Here is a 15,862-nt window from a genome sequence, read left to right on the forward strand (position 1 = left end):
TGGTCCGGTGCCGATGGCGGGATACGGCAGGCCTTTCACTGGATTTCCGCCGTGCTCGCGTTGCCGGCGATCGTCTATTCCGGGCGCGTCTTCTTTGCCTCGGCCTGGGGCGCGCTTCGTCATGGCCGCACCAATATGGACGTGCCGATTTCCATCGGCGTCCTGCTCGCCTTCGGGCTCAGCCTTTACGACACGGCCCAGGGCGGAGACCATGCCTATTTCGATGCGGCGACGTCGCTGCTCTTCTTCCTGCTGATCGGCCGCACACTTGATCATGTGATGCGGGAAAAGGCCCGTTCCGCCGTTGCCGGTCTGGCGCGGCTCATTCCACAGGGAGCAACGGTGCTCGACGCGGATGGCACGCGCCGTCATGTACCGGTGTCGCAGATCATGCCGGGAACATTGCTGTTCGTCGCGGCCGGCGACCGCATCCCGATCGACGGGACGATCGTTCAGGGATCGTCTGACTTGGATTATTCGCTGGTCACTGGCGAAGCGGCGCCGAAATATGCAGGCCCCGGCACTCTGTTGCAGGCAGGCCTGATGAACCTGACGGGACCGCTGACGATCCGCACGACCGCAAACGTCGAAAATTCCTTCCTGGCGGACATGGTGCGCATGATGGAAGCGGCGGAAGGTGGCCGGGCGACCTATCGCCGGCTGGCCGATCGGGCCTCGGCACTCTATGCGCCGGTGGTGCATTGCGTCGCCTTCCTCTCCTTCCTCGGCTGGATGCTGGCGACGGGCGACTGGCACCGGTCGATCACGATCGCCATTGCCGTGCTGATCGTCACGTGTCCCTGCGCGCTCGGCCTTGCGGTGCCGATCGTTCAGGTCGTTGCCGCCCGGCTTCTGTTCGAGAATGGCATCATGGTCAAGGATGGTTCGGCGCTCGAGCGACTGGCCGAGGTGGATGTGGTCCTGTTCGACAAGACGGGCACCCTGACGCTTGGCAAGCCGCGCCTGATCAACGTGGCGGACGTCAAGCCTGAGGCCATGGCCATTGCCAAGGCGATGGCGCTGCATTCGCGTCATCCCGCCTCGCTCGCCATCGCCGCCGAAACGGGACAGGAACTCTCCGGTCCGCTGGTGTTCGATAGCGTCAGCGAGCAGCCCGGCCTTGGCATCGAGGCGCGGTCGGGAGAGACGGTCTACCGGCTTGGCCGTTCCGAATGGGCGCTCGGCCGTGAGACCGATCAAAGCGACGAAACGCATTCGGTGTCGCTGCTGGTGCGCAATGGCGATCTGCTCGGCCGGTTCATGTTTGCCGATCGTGTCCGCCCCGATGCCGCGCACACAGTCTCTGCCCTCCAGAAAACCGGTATCCCGACGGAAATCATCTCCGGCGACCGGGCGTCCGCGGTGGAAGCGCTTGCCGCCACCCTGCGGATCGATACCTATGGCGCAGGCCTGTTGCCGGCCGACAAGACGCAGCGAATCGACAGTCTTCGCGCGTCCGGCCGCAAGGTGCTGATGGTGGGGGATGGCCTCAACGATGCGCCGGCGCTTGCCAGCGCCCATGTCTCGATGGCGCCGGCCTCGGCCGCCGATATCGGCCGTACTGTCGCCGACATCGTCTTCCTGCACGAAAGCCTTTCGGCGGTGACGCGGGCGATTGCGATCGCCCGCAATGCCGGGCGGTTGATCCGCCAGAATTTCGCGATTGCCATCGCCTATAATGCCATTGCCGTGCCGTTTGCCGTTCTCGGCGCCGTCACGCCGCTGCTGGCGGCGATCGCCATGTCGCTCTCGTCGATCATGGTCGTGGCCAATGCCCTGCGGCTTCGAAACAGCACGCTCGGCAAAACGTCCGCTCCATCACGAACCCGCCTTTCAGGGCAGGAGCCGATGGAGGTGGCGGCATGAGCCTGAACTATCTCGCCTTCCTGGTGCCGATCGCCATCCTCCTCGGTGTTGCCGGGCTCGGCGCCTTTCTCTGGAGCCTGCGATCCGGGCAATATGACGACCTGGAGGGAGCGGCCGCGCGCATCCTGCTGGATGATGACGCTGAATGAGCCTGGTGTAAATTTGGATCAGATGGAATTTCCGGAACCGGGCGCGCGCCTTTAAAGGCGCAGACGATCAGGGCGTGTCTTCCTTCAAAATACCGAGCCTGACAGGGAGGACGACGCCTGGATCGCGGCGGAGGTGGCGTCGCGCTCCAGCGGCTTGATCAGGTAATCCGACGCGCCGGCGCTAAGGCAACGGTCCCGCATCTTCGGCTCGTCGCCGCCGGTGATGATGATGGCGGGTAGCCTGTGGCCCGCCATGCGCAGCCTGGCGAGCACTTCGATGCCGTTCAATTCGGGCATGTGCAGGTCGAGAAGGACGCAGGCGAACTGTTCCTTCTGCAACTCGTCGAGGAAGGCCTGTCCGGACGGGAAATCAGCGACACGATAGGAGAGGGACGACACCATGCGGCGCAACGCGCGGCGAACGGCCTCGTCATCGTCCACGATCGCAACTGTCAGTTCCGTTTCGTCCATGCCACTGTTCTATAACAATGCCGGCAGGCGCCGGTATTGGCCTTGGGTCCAATGCCACTTTCTACCCGGCGGCGACGGCCGCCAGGCGAACGAGATCGGCGACGGTGCGCACGCACATTTTTTCCATCATCCGGCCGCGATGAACCTTGATGGTCTTCTCGACGGTGCCGAGTTCGGCGGCGATCTGCTTGTTCAACTGACCGGCGACGACGCAGCCAAAGACTTCGCGCTCCCTCGGCGTCAGGGAGGCGAGGCGCTGCCCGACCAACCGGCGCTGCAGGGCCTTCTGCCGGCTTTTTTCGTCCAACTGGAGAGCCTGCTCGATCGCTGCCAGCAGCGAGGCGGCATCGACCGGCTTGGTCAGGAAATCGACTGCACCCGCCTTCATCGCCCGCACGGTGGTTGGGATGTCGCCGCAGCCGGTGAGGAAAATCAGCGGACGCGCGTGATGCCTGGACCAGAGTTCGTTCTGGATGCCGAAACCATCCATGCCAGGAAGGGCAATATCGAGCACGACGCAGCCCGGCGCATCGGGATCATGCATCGTGAGGAAATCCTCAGCCGTGCGGTACGTCCGCACATTGTATCCGGAGCAGATCAGCAGTCGCCTCAACGCAACCAGGATTCGTTCGTCGTCATCGACCAGATAGACGATGGGATCTATGTTGCTCATCACGCACCCCCTATGCCGACGGCAGCGTAAAAATCGCCCGCGCGCCTTCGTCAAAGTTTTCATCGAAGGCCAAGGTCCCGCCATGGGCCTGTGCGATCGATCTGCAGATAGCCAGTCCGAGGCCCAAGCTCGCCTTCTTGGTGCTGACAAAGGGTTTGAAGACCTCGGCTTGCTTTTCCGGCGATACGCCCATGCCGCGGTCCGCAACCGTCAGTTCACACATCCCATTGTCACGCTTTCGCGTCCTGATGGCAATCTCGCGCATCGCGGGCGGCAGGTGCGCCATGGCGTCGGCGGCGTTGAGCAGCAGGTTGAGGATGACCTGCTGCAATTGCGGCAGGTTGGCGCGCACCGGAACGTCCGGCATGTCGAGCATGACGTCGACGCTGGTCTGGCGGGCCAGCAATTCGCTGCGTGCCAGTCCGAGCGTCGTCGTCACCGCCTGATTGAGATCCATGCATTCGAGAGTGGTTTCGCCCCGCAGCATCAGACGCCGCAATTGGCTGATCACCGTTGCCGCTCGCCGGTCGTCCAGGATGATGTCGTCCATGATGTCGCGCAGTTCGCGCAGATCCACCGGCTCGATATCGAGTAGCCGTCGTCCGGCTTCCGCATTGGCCAGGATCGAGGTCAGCGGCTGGTTCAGTTCGTGGGCCAGCGCGCCGGAAAGAGCGCCCATCTGCGCGGTCCGCGAGAGATAGGCAAGCTCCAGTCGCTCCAGCGCAAGCTCCGCCTGTAGCCGTCGCCGACGCTGCTCCTGCAGCACAAGCGCAACAATAGTGGCCGTCTGGAGCACCACGACGATCAGAGTCAGGGTGATTTCCAGCCAGTATTCCTGCCAGATGGTCACGGCGCGACTGACCGTTTCGGGGGCCGTGTGGGCAAGGACGAGCCTTGGCGTGATGCTGGCAAGAAAAAGCAGCAGCCACGCGATGTGGCCTGCAGGTTGTTTTTCCAGCCTTCTGTCGAGAGTTTAGCAATCATTTCACCCAATCAGCATCCACGAATTTCAAAAAAAATCGCCTCCATACAGGTGAGAGCACCATACCGGCCGGTCTGCGCGCAAGTACGTAACGGTTACAAGACGTAACGGGCGGCTTGCTTTCCACTGTTTCAGATGCGACGAAATACCGGTCGCTGTTGTCTGCAGAATTTCTTCGGCGAGAGGCTTGCCAAGGGCGAGCAATCGGGGAAAGTTTGCCGCCGCAAGTAAAAAGCCGAGCCGGACAGGCGGCGGCCATCCCTGACGCGCCGGAACTCGTTTCAAAGGATAAGTGTATGAAACTCCAGCTGATCCGCAACGCGACCCTGAAGCTCGACTATGCCGGCCGCACGCTGCTGATCGATCCCTATCTGGCGCCGAAGCACAGTCTTCCGTCCTTCACCGGCCGTTCCCCGAACCCGATGGTGGAATTACCTGTCGATATCGAGAAAATTCTGGATGGGGTCGAACTCGTCATCGTGTCGCATCTGCACGAGGATCATTTCGACAGTGTCGCCAAGGAGCGGCTGCGCAAGGACATGCCGATCTTCTGCCAGCCGGGTGACGAAGGCGAAATCCGGGGCGCGGGCTTCACCGATGTGACGCCGCTTGAGGATCATGCGACCTGGAACGGTATTACCCTCACGCGCCAGGAGGGCAGCCACGGACTTGGTCCAGTGGTCGATCTGATGGGGTCCGTCATGGGTGTCAGCATCGAGGCGCAGGACGAACCGTCGATCTACTGGGCCGGCGATACCGTGCTCTATCCGCCGGTGGCGGACACGATCCGCCAGACGGGACCGGACATCATCATCACCCATTCCTGCGGCGCGCGCTGGGATGGCGACCTGATCCTCATGGACGACAAGGAGACGATTGACGTCTGCGAGGCATCGGCACCTGAAGCCATCGTCATTGCCACCCATATGGAGGCGCTCGATCACGCGACGGTCACTCGACAGGACCTGCGCCAGGCCGTGGATGCCCGTGGGGTTTCGAAGAAAAAACTTCTGATTCCGGCCGACGGCGACGTCCTGGTGCTAGGCCGGGCATAAAGATGAGCGGCGGCATGACGACGTGCCGCCAGCCGATGATCAGGCGGTCGGATATTCGTTCGCGTCGAAGACGTGATGGTGGACACGGCCTGAAAACATTTCGAGCAGACCGCCGGTGACGGAACGGCTCTCGAAGCGCACGTCCGATTGCAGTGCCCTGTTGCAGGTTTCCATGTCGGGATAACGGATGGCCAGCGCCATGGCATAGACCGGCGCACCGTCGTCGCGTTCGGTTCCGTCCAGTACGCGCACTTCCTGCGCGCCTGGAAATCTCGTCCAGAGCGGCACGAGTTTTTCCTTCACGTAGGCCCGGAATTCCGTTTCCCGGCCCGCGTGGATTTCGCCCTCGAAGAGGGCATAGCGAATGATCATGATGCTGCTTTCATCCGAGGGGATTTTGCGTCTGTGAGGGAAGGGGCATCATTGGCGATGCCCCGTTCCGGTTGCTGCTACATCTTGCCCCAGAGTTTCTTGTATTCGTCACGGTAGCCGTTGTCCGGATCGAAGCTGTTCTTCGGTCCGCCGTCGAACTCGACATTGTCCGAGGTGACGACATGCAGCGGAGAGAGATAGCCGGACCAGGCCTCACCGGCAAAGGCGCGGTTGAGCTCGTCGACCAGCTGCCAGCCCTGCAGGTTCAGCGGCTCGGCAACCGTGACCTTCTGGAACTGGCCGGCGCGGATGCGCTGATAGGCCGATTCCGAGCCATCACCGGCCGCGACGTTGATCGGCGCGTCGGTGCCGCTCTTCCCGGCGGCCGCCAGCGACGGGCCCATGAAATCGAAATAGAGATCGTTGATGGCCAGCGAGTGGGTCCACTGGTCGCCGTATTTCTGCAGCAGCGAGGTGGTCAGCTGCGGCATGCGCTGCGAGGTCTCGGCGATCGGGGTATCGACATATTCGAGTACCGTGCCGCCAAGGGCTTCGATCTCGGCCTTCATCTTGTCGGCCTTGGCGATTGCGATCGTGTAGGTCGAGTCGGTGAAGATGATCACGCCCGGCTTGCCCTTGGCGTCGACATAGGCGTAGTCGGCAGCGGCCTTGGACACTTCCATTGCGTCGGTGCTGACATTGGCGAACAGGCCGGTCTTCTCATCCGGGCCGATAACCGGGCCGGCATGCCAGGCGACGAGCGGAATGCCGGCGGCCTTCACCTGTTCGAGGGCCGGAGCCTGCTCAATGGCATCGAAGCCGTTGATGATGATGCCGGCGGGCTTGAGGGCCAGTGCCTGTCCGAAGGCCGCCGTGCGACCGCCGATCGAGCCTGCGCCGTCCAGGACCTTGACTTCCCAGCCGATGGCGGCGGCTGCTTCCTCCACGCCGGTCGTCACGCCCAGGATGCCGCCGTTCTTCAGGTCGCCGGCCAGCACGACGATGGTCTTGCCTTCCTGAGCCTTGGGGCTGGTCTTCGGTCCATCCCAGCCGGTGACCTTGGTGGCGTATTTGTCGACGACGGCCTTGGCGTCCGCCATCGCGTCGGCAAGCGCCGGGCCGGCCAGCGTCAGCGCCAGCATGGCGACCGAGGCCTTTATCAACGTTCTGCGTTTCATGGTTCTTCCTCACTTTGAAAATGTCCGATGTAAATGGATTGGTTCGTCAGTTTTGCTGTGTGCCGGTGGGCAGCGGACCGGGGGTTGCGGCCTTGCCGGCGGCGCCGCGTTTGCGTTGGGCATAACCGGCGATGCCGATGGCCACGAGCAGGGTGACGCCGTTAAAGAGGGGTTCGACGAAGAAGGATCCGCCGATCTGCTGGATGCCGGAAATGCCGACCGCGAGGATGATGACGCCGGTCATCGTGCCCCAGACATTGACGCGGCCGGGCTTGATGGTGGTCGATCCGAGAAAGGCGCCGACCAGCGCCGGCAGCAGATATTCCAGTCCGACGCTCGCCTGGCCGATCCGCAGCTTCGAAGCGAGCAGGACACCGGCGAGTGCCGCCAGAACTCCTGAGGAAACAAAGGCGCCGATGACGAAGCGGCGAACCGGAATGCCGTTCAGCGCGGCGGCCTTCGGATTGGCGCCGATCGCATAGACGTAGCGGCCGATCGGCAAATATTCGAGGATCACCCACAGCGCAACGGCGATGGCGATCACGTAGAAGCCGGTGATCGGCAGGCCGAAGACCATGGTGCCGTTCAGCGCATAGAAACCGTCCGGCAGCACGCCGACCACCTGCCGTCCGCCGGTGTGCCAGAGCGCCAGCGCATAGAGGATGGTACCGGTGCCAAGCGTTGCAATGAAGCTGTCGATGCGCGCCACCTCGACCAGCAGCCCGTTGAGGAAGCCGGTCAGCGCTCCGAGCGCCAGCACGATCACAACCGCGATCGGCCATGGCACGCCGAACATCGTCTGCAGGCTGATGGCGAGGATATGCCAGAGCACGATGCCATAACCGACCGTCAGGTCGATGCGGCCGGATGCCATCGGGATCATCGCGGCAAGCGACAGAAGCGCGATGATCGCCTTGTCGGAGATGATCGAGCGCAGGTTGAGAAGCGTCGGAAACGTGCCCGGTAATAGCAATGAAAACAGCACGATCAGCAGGACCGTCAGGATGACGAGACCGTAAACCGGGATATAACGGGCGATCTTCTGGCCGCTAGTCAGGCCGGCCAACTCGCTGCGCGTCGGCTCAAGGGCGGTGGATTCGATCGATTGCATGGTCTTGGCTCCCTTGGTCTTGTCAGTCTTGTCGTCCGTATCAGGCGGCTTCCGAGGCCGAGGCGGCGGAAATCACGGCGGATGTGGTCAGCGCTTCGCCCTCAAGCTCGGCGACGATGCGGCCGCGTGAAAACACCAGCGCGCGATGGCAGATATGGGCGATTTCCTCGAAATCGGTGGAAACGACCACCACGGCGAGTCCCGCCTCGAGCGCCCGGGCGATCAGCTTGTAGATTTCGGCCTTGGCGCCGACATCGACCCCGGCAGTCGGATCCTCCGCAACCAGCAGCTTGCGGCCGGTGACCAGCCATCGGCCGACGACGACCTTCTGCTGGTTGCCGCCCGACAGAGCCTCGATCGGCAGGCTCTGGTCGTTCGGGCGAAGCCCTACGGTTTCGCCGATCTTTCGTGCCTGCTCTGCCTCGTTGGTGGGCGAGAGAAAAGAGAACAGGCCGCGACCGGAGGCGCCGGGATTGATGAAGGTGTTTTCCCTGAGCGACAGTGACATGGCGACGGATTCTTCCGTGCGGTCGCGGGCGATCAGCCCGATGCCGGATTTCATCGCCGCGACCGGGTTCGAAAGGTCCGGGGTTTCTCCGTTGAGATGGAGCGTGCCGCCAAAAGCCCCGCAGCCGAACAGGGCGCGGCCTATCAGTTCCTGCCCGGCGCCGCGCAGGCCGACAAGACCCAGCAACTCGTTCTGGCGGATATCGAACGAAACCGGGCCGGTGCCGGCGCAAGTCAGGTTCCTTGCCGCGAGCACGATCTTGCCGGGCGTGCAGGCGGCCTTGGCGAAAAGCTGATTTGCAGGGCGGCCGACGATCATCTCGATCAGATCGTCCGGCCGTGTTTCGCTGACGGGACGCTGGCCGACCAGCCTGCCATCGCGCAGGACGGCGACGCGGTCGGCAATGCGGAAGATTTCGTCGAGTCGGTGCGACACATAGATCATGCCGACGCCGCGTTCCTTCAGCGGGCGGATGGCGTCGAACAGCCGTTCCACCTCATCGGCGGGAAGGCTGGCAGTCGGTTCGTCCAGCACCAACACGTCGGCCTCGACGGCAAGCGCGCGGGCGATGGCGACGAGCGACTTTTCGGTGCGGGTGAGATCCTGGACGCGGGTGCTCGGGTCGAAGTCGCATCCGACGAGCTTCAACGCCTCGCGCGCCCGATCTTCCGTCCGGCGCCAGTCGATCAGCCGCGAGCGCAGCGAAAAGCCCTGGGCCAGGCCGACATTCTCGCCGACCGTCATCCATTCGATCAGGCCGAGGTCCTGATGGATGAAGGCGACCGGCTGGCGTGTGTTGGGCTTGGGCGGACGGTGGCTATAGGGCTCGCCGCGAAAGAGGATCTGGCCGCCATCCGGCCTGTAGATACCGGCGAGTGTCTTGATCAGTGTCGACTTTCCCGCGCCGTTTTCGCCGAGGAGGGCGAGGATTTCGCCGGGACGCAGATCGATCGAGACGTTTTCAAGCGCACGGGTGCCGCCAAAGACCTTGGTGATCCCCTGGAACTCGATGAGTGTGCGATTGTCCATCTCTGCTCCTCCCAAAGCGTCGAATGCAGATATGTTATCGATAACATATCTGGTTAGTCAAGGACCGATATTGGTTTCTGTCCCGAATTTGTCAGGAAAGCGCGCCGTCGAGCAGGCGCATCATCTCGGCGGAATCACGCCCGCCCAATCCCGCCGCGCAGAGCAGCCGGTGGATTTCGACGACCTGGCCGGTCATCGGCAGCGGGGTCTTCGTCTTCAGCGCGAAGGCCTGCAGCGAATCCAGATCCTTCAGCATGTTGTCGATCCGCCCTGTGGACGTGTAGTCGCGGGCGGCGAACTTGCCCATGAATTCCTGCAAAATGCTGGAATCGGCGCGACCGCCGGCCAAGGCTGCCGGAATGGAGGCAGGATCGACGCCACCGGCCTCGGCCAGTTTCGTCGCTTCCGCCACTGCCTGGAAGATCACCGCGCAGAACAACTGGTTGATCAGTTTGGTGGTCTGGCCGGCGCCGCTCGGTCCCATGCGGGTATAGTTGCGAGCGAGATGGCGCATGACCGTGTAGGCGCGCTCGATATCGGCCTCCTCGCCGCCGGCCATGATCGTCAACCGTCCGGCAAGCGCCCCCGGCACGCCGCCCGACAGCGGGCAATCGACCCATTTCATTCCGGTCTCGGCCGCCAGCCGCGCTGCCATGTCGGCGGTGTCTGCGGGATCGATCGACGACATGTCGATCAGCATTTTCGTCGTGTCCCCGGCGGTGCTGACGCCTTCGGGGCCGAAGACAACGGCGCGCACGATATTGGCATGGTTGAGGCTGAGGATGACGAAGTCGCTGGACCGTGTAGCGTCGGCAACGGAGGCGGCTGCAAGCGCACCCTTGTCTGTCAATGCCTTGACCTTCGCCGGGTCGAGATCAAAGACGGTGACGGCCTGGCCGGTTTCGATCAGGCGCGTCGCGATGGCCGATCCCATGATCCCGGCACCGATGACGGCGACCTTGCAGGACGTGATGTCGTCGGTCATGCTTCGGCTCCGTTGAGTGCGGCCAGGCGTTCGAGGGCGGCTGCGGTGATGGCATCCGGCGCGGGGGCGATATCGACCGTCACGACGAGGTCTTCGCCTTCGGGACTTTCCAAGGTCGCAAGCTGGCTGTCGAGCAGCGGTGTCTTGAAAAAGTGCCCCGGGCGTTCCGTTATGCGCTGCATGAGGATATCGCGCGAGCCCTTGAGGTAGACGAAGGCAAGCGGTCGGCCCGCCGCCCGGCGCAACCGGTCGCGATAGATACGCTTCAGCGCCGAACAGGAAATGACGATGCCTTGGGGATCCGCTTCCGCGAGGCGCTGTCCGATGATCTCGAGCCATGGCCAGCGATCGCCGTCGTCAAGCGGAATGCCTTCCGACATCTTGGCGATGTTGGCCGGCGGATGCAGGCTGTCACCCTCGACATAGAGCAGGCCGAGATGGGCGGCGAGTTTTTCGCCGATCAGCGATTTGCCGCAGCCGCTGACGCCCATGACGATGATCGGGCCGTTAAAGGCAGGTGGTGATGCCGCCATCGACATAGAGTGTGTGTCCATTCACGAAAGAGGATGCCTTGCCGGCAAGAAAAACGGCCGAGCCGACGAGTTCGTCGACATTGCCCCACCGGCCCGCCGGCGTGCGTTTCTCGAGCCAGCCGGAAAACTCGGCACTGTCGACCAGGGCCTGGTTGAGCGGTGTCTTGAAATAGCCCGGCGCGATGGCGTTGATCTGCAAACCGTGTTTTGCCCAATCGGCGCACATGCCGCGCGTCAGGTTTTTTACGGCACCCTTGGTTGCGGTGTAGGGCGCGATGCCGGGGCGGGCGAGTTCGCTCTGCACCGATGCGATGTTGATGATCTTACCCTGGCCGCGCGCGATCATGTGCCTGGCAACCGCCTGGCCGACATAGAAGACGCTGGAAATATTGGTGGCGAGCAGCAGCTCCCATTTCTCGGCGGGAAAATCTTCCAGAGGGGTACGAAACTGCATGCCGGCATTGTTGACGAGGATATCGATCACCCCGATCTCGGCCTCGATTTTTGCCACGCCATCCGCGACCGATTGCCGGTCCGTCACGTCGAAGACGGCGGCATGGGCGGTGTATCCGCCCTTGCGCAGGGCTTCGGCGGCGGCCTCGACCTTGTCCGCCGAGCGCCCGTTCAGCACGATTTCGGCGCCGTGCGCGGCCAGCCCTTCGGCCAGCGCGTAGCCGATGCCCTGGCTCGAACCGGTGACCAGCGCTCTCAGCCCGCTGAGGTCGAACAACGGAAATCCCATGCAAATGCCTCCCAGCTTTCCTGCCGTATCAATGTTTTTCGTTGTCTGTTTACAGCGCCCGGCCTCGCTTGACACATATGTTATCGATAACATATCAAGTCAAGCAAGAAAATTCGGGAGGAAAACATGTCGAAGCCGGAAGTGTTGATGATCGGGCCTTACCCAGCCTGGGATATGGATGACCTCGACGATCATTACCTCATTCACCGCCTCTGGGAAGCGGGGGATCGCGGGACGTTTCTGGCGCGCCATGGGGGAAATATCCGGGCCATTGCCACGCGGGGAGAGTTGGGCGCCTCAGCGGACCTGATGCGGGCGCTGCCGAAGCTCGAGGTGGTCAGCTGCTACGGTGTCGGCACCGATGCGATCGATCTGAAGTTTGCACGGGATAACAATATCCGCGTCACCAATACACCGGGTGTGCTGACCGAGGACGTGGCCGATCTGGGCATGGCGCTGATGCTGGCAGCGGCTCGTCAGCTTCCGGCAGGCGACGCCCATGTGCGCGATGGACGCTGGAGGCAGGGCAATATGGCGCTCACCACGCGTGTTTGCGGCAAGCGTGTCGGCGTCGTCGGCATGGGCCGAATCGGTGCTGCCTTTGCCCGGCGCGCGGCGGCTTTCGACTGCGTCATTTCCTATTTTGCTCGGATGCCGAAACCGGAACTCGACTATGCATTCGTCGACGATCTCGTTACGCTTGCCCGGCAGTCGGACTTCCTGGTGATCACGCTGGCCGGCGGCGAGGGAACGCGTGGCATCGTCTCGGCCGATGTGATCGGGGCGCTGGGACCGGATGGCATCCTCGTCAACATCTCGCGCGGCACGACCGTGGACGAGGGGGCCTTGCTGGATGCATTGGAGCAGGGCAGGCTCCGGGGAGCCGGGCTGGATGTCTTCCTGAACGAGCCCGCGATCGATCCGCGATTCGCGGCCTTGCAAAATACAGTCCTGCAGCCGCACCATGGCAGCGGCACGCTGGAAACCCGGCAAGCCATGGGCCAACTGGTGCGCGACAATCTGGCAGCGCATTTTTCCGGCCGGCCGCTTCTGACGCCGGTTGTTTGATCGCGGTGAGGAGAACGTCATGAAATCCGTCGTCATCCATGCAACCAAGGACCTGCGCATCGAGGAGACCGATCCGGGCAGCGTCGGGCCGGGGCAGGTCGAGATTGCCATCGAGGCCGGCGGCATCTGCGGCTCCGACCTGCACTACTACAATCACGGTGGTTTCGGCACGATCCGGCTGCGCGAGCCGATGATCCTCGGACATGAGATCGCCGGCACGATCAAGGCGCTCGGCAGCGGGGTATCCGGCCTTGCGGTCGGCGACCGCGTTGCTGTTTCCCCGAGCCGGCCGTGCAATGCCTGCGACTATTGCCTCAAAGGAATGCAGAACCATTGCCTGAACATGCGCTTCTACGGCAGCGCCATGCCGATGCCGCATATCCAGGGAGCGTTCCGGCAGCGGCTCGTCGCCGAAAGCTGGCAGTGCCACAAGGTGGCGGATGGCGTCTCGATCAACGAGGCGGCCTTTGCCGAGCCCTTTTCGGTGACGCTGCATGCCGTCAACCGCGCCGGCTCGCTGCTTGGCAAGCGCGTGCTGGTGACGGGATGCGGCCCGATCGGCGCGCTGTGCATCCTGGCGGCCAGAGCCCATGGCGCCCAGGAAATCGTCGCGACCGACGTCATGGATGCGGTCCTTTTTAAAGCGTTGGAGGTCGGCGCCGACCGCACCATCAATGTCGTGGAGCATGCTGACCAGCTTTCCGCCTATTCCGCCAACAAGGGATATTTCGACGTGATGTTCGAGGCCTCGGGCAACGAGCGGGCCGTCCGTGCCGGGCTGGAGGTCCTGAAGCCGCGCGGCATTCTCATGCAACTCGGGCTGGGTGGCGATGTCTCGCTGCCGCAAAATGTGATCGTGGCCAAGGAAATCGACATGCGCGGCAGTTTCCGGTTTCACGAGGAATTCGCGCTGGCGGTCGATCTCATCAACCGCCGCCGGGTGGATGTGAAACCGTTGCTGACCGGCATTTTTGACCTGAATGATGCCGTGGCGGCATTCGAAACGGCCGGTGATCGCAGCCGGTCGATGAAGGTGCAATTGTCGTTCTGATCAGGTGCTTTCGCGCTCGACGACGCGGAAGCCGGTGAGCGTGATCCGCTCCGGCTCTTCCGCCGGTGTCCCCTGGATCGACTGGGTCAGCTTCAGCGCCGCTTGCCGGCCGATCCCGTAGCAATCGACATTGACGGTCGTCATGCGCGGGTGGCAGCAGGCGGCGATCTCGTAGTCACCGAATCCGGCAATGGCGATATCCTCGGGAACGCGCATGCCACGACGGCGACATTCCATTAGCGCGCCGAAGGCCGAAAGGTCGGACACGCAGAGTGCCACCTGCGTATCCGGCCAGTGGTCGAGCATGCTGACCACCGCCTGCGCGCCCTGTTCCATCGAGATGGGCGGTACGCCGAAGGAAATGACCCGATCGGACGGCAGGCCGAGCCGATCCAGCGCCCGGACAAATCCCGCCCGCCGCTGGCTGCCGCGCGTATCGCGCCCCGTGGTGCCGCCGATATAGCCGAAGCGCCGGTAACCCTTCGCCGCCAGCGTCTCGACCAAAAGCTCCATCGCCGCACCGTTGGAAAAGCCGACGACCTTGTCGATCGGATCCGGCGGCGTGTCCCAGGTTTCGACCACCGGGATGCCCGCCTGTTGCAGGAGCCGTCGGCCGCGATCCGTATGCGAGCCGCCAGTCAGGATGATGCCCTCGGGGCGCCGGCGCAGCATCGATCCGATCAGTTCCTCTTCGCGCTCGACCGAGTAGTCGGTGTAGCCCAAAAGCAGCTGCAGTCCGGTCCCTTCCAGCGCATCGGTGATGCCGCGCGCGGTGTCGGAGAAGTTCGAGTTGTTGATCGACGGAATGATTGCGGCGACAAAGCCGGTGCGCCGTGAGGAGAGGCTGCCGGCCGATTGGTCGAGCACATAGCCGAGTTCGTTGATGGCCTGCGTGATTCGCTCGCGGGTCGCCTTGGAAACATGGCTGCCCTCCTTCAGCGCGCGTGATACGGTCATGGCCGAAACACCGGCGCGGCGGGCGACGTCGTTCATCGTCGGCGCATCACTTGCCTTGTTATCCGGGGTTTTCGTCATTCTGTGTTCCCGTCCCAGGCTCGTCGCAAAAACCTGTTTATTGCCGGATATGTTATCGCTATCATCATGAAGAAACAACCGCCCGTCGATCATGATGCAGGCCGGGAATCATCAAGGGGAGTGAGCATGTTCGGGAAAATCGAGGGAACCGGGTTCGAGGTTCTGGATCAGCGCTTTGCCGCCTGTTTCGTCGGCCATGCCCATGTAGAAAGATTATGGACGGGCGGGCGCTGGCTTGAGGGGCCGGCATGGTTCGCGGCTGGCCGCTATCTCGTCTGCTCGGATATTCCGAACAACCGGATGATGCGGTTCGATGAGACCAGTGGAGCGGTTTCCGTCTTTCGCCAGCCGTCCAACAATTCCAATGGCAATACGGTCGACAACCAGGGGCGCATGGTGACTTGCGAACATCTGGCGCGGCGGGTGACACGAACCGAATTCGACGGCACGGTGACGGTCATCGCCGACCGCTTCGAGGGCAAGCGCTTCAATTCCCCCAACGACGTCGTGGTGAAATCCGACGATTCCATCTGGTTTACCGATCCCTCCTACGGGATCATGCACGACTATGAAGGCGAGTATGGCGACGAGGAAATCGGCGCCTGCAACGTCTATCGCGTCGATCCGACGTCCGGGGCCATCACCAAGGTAGCCGATGATTTCGAGAAGCCGAATGGTCTGGCTTTTTCGCCGGACGAGCGGCACCTCTATATCGCCGATACTGGCGCCAGTCATCTGGAGAACGGCCCGCGCCATATCCGGCGGTTTGCGGTTTCAGACACGGGAACACTGTCCGGCGGCGAGGTCTTTGCGACCTGCACCAACGGCATGTTCGATGGCTTCCGGATCGACCGGACGGGGCGGATCTGGTCAAGTGCTGCGGATGGCGTGCACTGCTACGATCCGGACGGAACGCTGATCGGCAAGATCCACATTCCCGAAATCGTCTCGAACGTGACGTTTGGCGGCGCGCGGCGCAACCGGTTGTTCATCACCGGAACCACGTCGCTGTATGCCGTCTATGTCACCGCCAACGGATCTAAGCTCGGGTGAG

At 62.9% G+C, this 15,862-nt stretch carries 17 protein-coding genes; 6 read left to right on the top strand and 11 right to left on the bottom strand.

From position 1 onward, the window contains the following. Positions 1-1,866, top strand: a 1,866-nt coding sequence (locus VL202_RS10250; protein WP_325464008.1) for a copper-translocating P-type ATPase, incomplete at its 5' end; no start/stop codon positions are given. Between the two features lie 2 nt (positions 1,867-1,868). Beyond that, positions 1,869-2,015 (top strand): cbb3-type cytochrome oxidase assembly protein CcoS, encoded by a 147-nt coding sequence (gene ccoS, locus VL202_RS10255; protein WP_325464143.1) that lies wholly within the window; start codon positions 1,869-1,871, stop codon positions 2,013-2,015. Positions 2,016-2,099: 84 nt separating this feature from the next. On the opposite strand, the gene VL202_RS10260 is transcribed toward ccoS, so the two are convergent. The 3 genes from VL202_RS10260 to VL202_RS10270 form a co-directional block, all read right to left on the bottom strand. After that, the gene (locus tag VL202_RS10260) at positions 2,100-2,486 is read right to left on the bottom strand and encodes a response regulator transcription factor (RefSeq protein ID WP_325464009.1); all 387 of its coding nucleotides are present in this window, start codon (positions 2,484-2,486) and stop codon (positions 2,100-2,102) included. A 61-nt stretch (positions 2,487-2,547) separates the two neighbouring features. Next, positions 2,548-3,159, bottom strand: a complete 612-nt coding sequence (locus VL202_RS10265; protein ID WP_325464010.1) for a response regulator transcription factor — start codon at positions 3,157-3,159, stop codon at positions 2,548-2,550. 10 nt (positions 3,160-3,169) lie between these two features. Continuing rightward, positions 3,170-4,009 carry a sensor histidine kinase gene (locus VL202_RS10270; protein ID WP_325464011.1) on the bottom strand — a complete coding sequence of 280 codons (840 nt, stop codon included), beginning with the start codon at positions 4,007-4,009 and terminating at the stop codon, positions 3,170-3,172. A 428-nt stretch (positions 4,010-4,437) separates the two neighbouring features. On the opposite strand from VL202_RS10270, the gene VL202_RS10275 reads away from it, so the two are divergent. Then, a complete protein-coding gene (locus VL202_RS10275) occupies positions 4,438-5,196 on the top strand; it encodes an MBL fold metallo-hydrolase (protein ID WP_325464012.1) in 759 nt (252 codons plus the stop codon). A 39-nt stretch (positions 5,197-5,235) separates the two neighbouring features. Here VL202_RS10275 and VL202_RS10280 read toward each other — a convergent pair whose 3' ends face one another. The 7 genes from VL202_RS10280 to VL202_RS10310 form a co-directional block, all read right to left on the bottom strand. After that, positions 5,236-5,568, bottom strand: coding sequence for a hypothetical protein (locus VL202_RS10280; protein WP_325464013.1), 333 nt, complete (start codon positions 5,566-5,568; stop codon positions 5,236-5,238). 77 nt (positions 5,569-5,645) lie between these two features. Continuing rightward, a complete protein-coding gene (locus VL202_RS10285; protein WP_325464014.1) occupies positions 5,646-6,746 on the bottom strand; it encodes a substrate-binding domain-containing protein in 1,101 nt (366 codons plus the stop codon). Between the two features lie 46 nt (positions 6,747-6,792). Next, complete coding sequence (locus VL202_RS10290) at positions 6,793-7,857, bottom strand: ABC transporter permease (protein ID WP_325464015.1); 1,065 nt, start codon at positions 7,855-7,857, stop codon at positions 6,793-6,795. A gap of 40 nt (positions 7,858-7,897) precedes the next feature. Continuing rightward, entirely contained in the window at positions 7,898-9,394 is a 1,497-nt protein-coding gene (locus VL202_RS10295) for a sugar ABC transporter ATP-binding protein (protein WP_325464016.1), read from the bottom strand. 91 nt (positions 9,395-9,485) lie between these two features. Beyond that, positions 9,486-10,379: an NAD(P)-dependent oxidoreductase gene (locus VL202_RS10300; protein ID WP_325464017.1), complete on the bottom strand. Its 894-nt coding sequence runs from the start codon at positions 10,377-10,379 to the stop codon at positions 9,486-9,488. Then, the gene (locus VL202_RS10305) at positions 10,376-10,912 is read right to left on the bottom strand and encodes a gluconokinase (RefSeq protein WP_325464018.1); all 537 of its coding nucleotides are present in this window, start codon (positions 10,910-10,912) and stop codon (positions 10,376-10,378) included. Before VL202_RS10305 ends, VL202_RS10300 begins: the two co-directional genes overlap by 4 nt. Next, a complete protein-coding gene (locus VL202_RS10310) occupies positions 10,887-11,654 on the bottom strand; it encodes an SDR family oxidoreductase (RefSeq protein ID WP_325464019.1) in 768 nt (255 codons plus the stop codon). The genes VL202_RS10305 and VL202_RS10310 overlap by 26 nt, the downstream gene beginning before the upstream one ends. Before the next feature lie 126 nt (positions 11,655-11,780). On the opposite strand from VL202_RS10310, the gene VL202_RS10315 reads away from it, so the two are divergent. Next, positions 11,781-12,722 (top strand): 2-hydroxyacid dehydrogenase, encoded by a 942-nt coding sequence (locus tag VL202_RS10315; RefSeq protein WP_325464020.1) that lies wholly within the window; start codon positions 11,781-11,783, stop codon positions 12,720-12,722. A gap of 19 nt (positions 12,723-12,741) precedes the next feature. After that, entirely contained in the window at positions 12,742-13,773 is a 1,032-nt protein-coding gene (locus tag VL202_RS10320; protein WP_325464021.1) for an L-idonate 5-dehydrogenase, read from the top strand. Here the strand turns inward: VL202_RS10320 and VL202_RS10325 are convergent, their stop codons facing one another. Next, complete coding sequence (locus tag VL202_RS10325) at positions 13,774-14,808, bottom strand: LacI family DNA-binding transcriptional regulator (RefSeq protein ID WP_325464022.1); 1,035 nt, start codon at positions 14,806-14,808, stop codon at positions 13,774-13,776. Between the two features lie 126 nt (positions 14,809-14,934). On the opposite strand from VL202_RS10325, the gene VL202_RS10330 reads away from it, so the two are divergent. Continuing rightward, positions 14,935-15,861, top strand: coding sequence for an SMP-30/gluconolactonase/LRE family protein (locus VL202_RS10330; protein ID WP_325464023.1), 927 nt, complete (start codon positions 14,935-14,937; stop codon positions 15,859-15,861). The last annotated feature ends 1 nt before the right edge of the window (position 15,862 follow it).

This window comes from Pararhizobium sp., from assembly GCF_035497515.1.
GTDB lineage: Bacteria > Pseudomonadota > Alphaproteobacteria > Rhizobiales > Rhizobiaceae > Pararhizobium.

Bases quoted from the DNA above. Each gene is read 5' to 3' on its own strand.
- VL202_RS10260 (WP_325464009.1), bottom strand. From the start codon at position 2,486: ATGGACGAAACGGAACTGACAGTTGCGATCGTGGACGATGACGAGGCC.
- VL202_RS10265 (WP_325464010.1), bottom strand. From the start codon at position 3,159: ATGAGCAACATAGATCCCATCGTCTATCTGGTCGATGACGACGAACGA.
- VL202_RS10275 (WP_325464012.1), top strand. From the start codon at position 4,438: ATGAAACTCCAGCTGATCCGCAACGCGACCCTGAAGCTCGACTATGCC.
- VL202_RS10280 (WP_325464013.1), bottom strand. From the start codon at position 5,568: ATGATCATTCGCTATGCCCTCTTCGAGGGCGAAATCCACGCGGGCCGG.
- VL202_RS10285 (WP_325464014.1), bottom strand. From the start codon at position 6,746: ATGAAACGCAGAACGTTGATAAAGGCCTCGGTCGCCATGCTGGCGCTG.
- VL202_RS10290 (WP_325464015.1), bottom strand. From the start codon at position 7,857: ATGCAATCGATCGAATCCACCGCCCTTGAGCCGACGCGCAGCGAGTTG.
- VL202_RS10295 (WP_325464016.1), bottom strand. From the start codon at position 9,394: ATGGACAATCGCACACTCATCGAGTTCCAGGGGATCACCAAGGTCTTT.
- VL202_RS10300 (WP_325464017.1), bottom strand. From the start codon at position 10,379: ATGACCGACGACATCACGTCCTGCAAGGTCGCCGTCATCGGTGCCGGG.
- VL202_RS10305 (WP_325464018.1), bottom strand. From the start codon at position 10,912: ATGGCGGCATCACCACCTGCCTTTAACGGCCCGATCATCGTCATGGGC.
- VL202_RS10310 (WP_325464019.1), bottom strand. From the start codon at position 11,654: ATGGGATTTCCGTTGTTCGACCTCAGCGGGCTGAGAGCGCTGGTCACC.
- VL202_RS10315 (WP_325464020.1), top strand. From the start codon at position 11,781: ATGTCGAAGCCGGAAGTGTTGATGATCGGGCCTTACCCAGCCTGGGAT.
- VL202_RS10320 (WP_325464021.1), top strand. From the start codon at position 12,742: ATGAAATCCGTCGTCATCCATGCAACCAAGGACCTGCGCATCGAGGAG.
- VL202_RS10325 (WP_325464022.1), bottom strand. From the start codon at position 14,808: ATGACGAAAACCCCGGATAACAAGGCAAGTGATGCGCCGACGATGAAC.
- VL202_RS10330 (WP_325464023.1), top strand. From the start codon at position 14,935: ATGTTCGGGAAAATCGAGGGAACCGGGTTCGAGGTTCTGGATCAGCGC.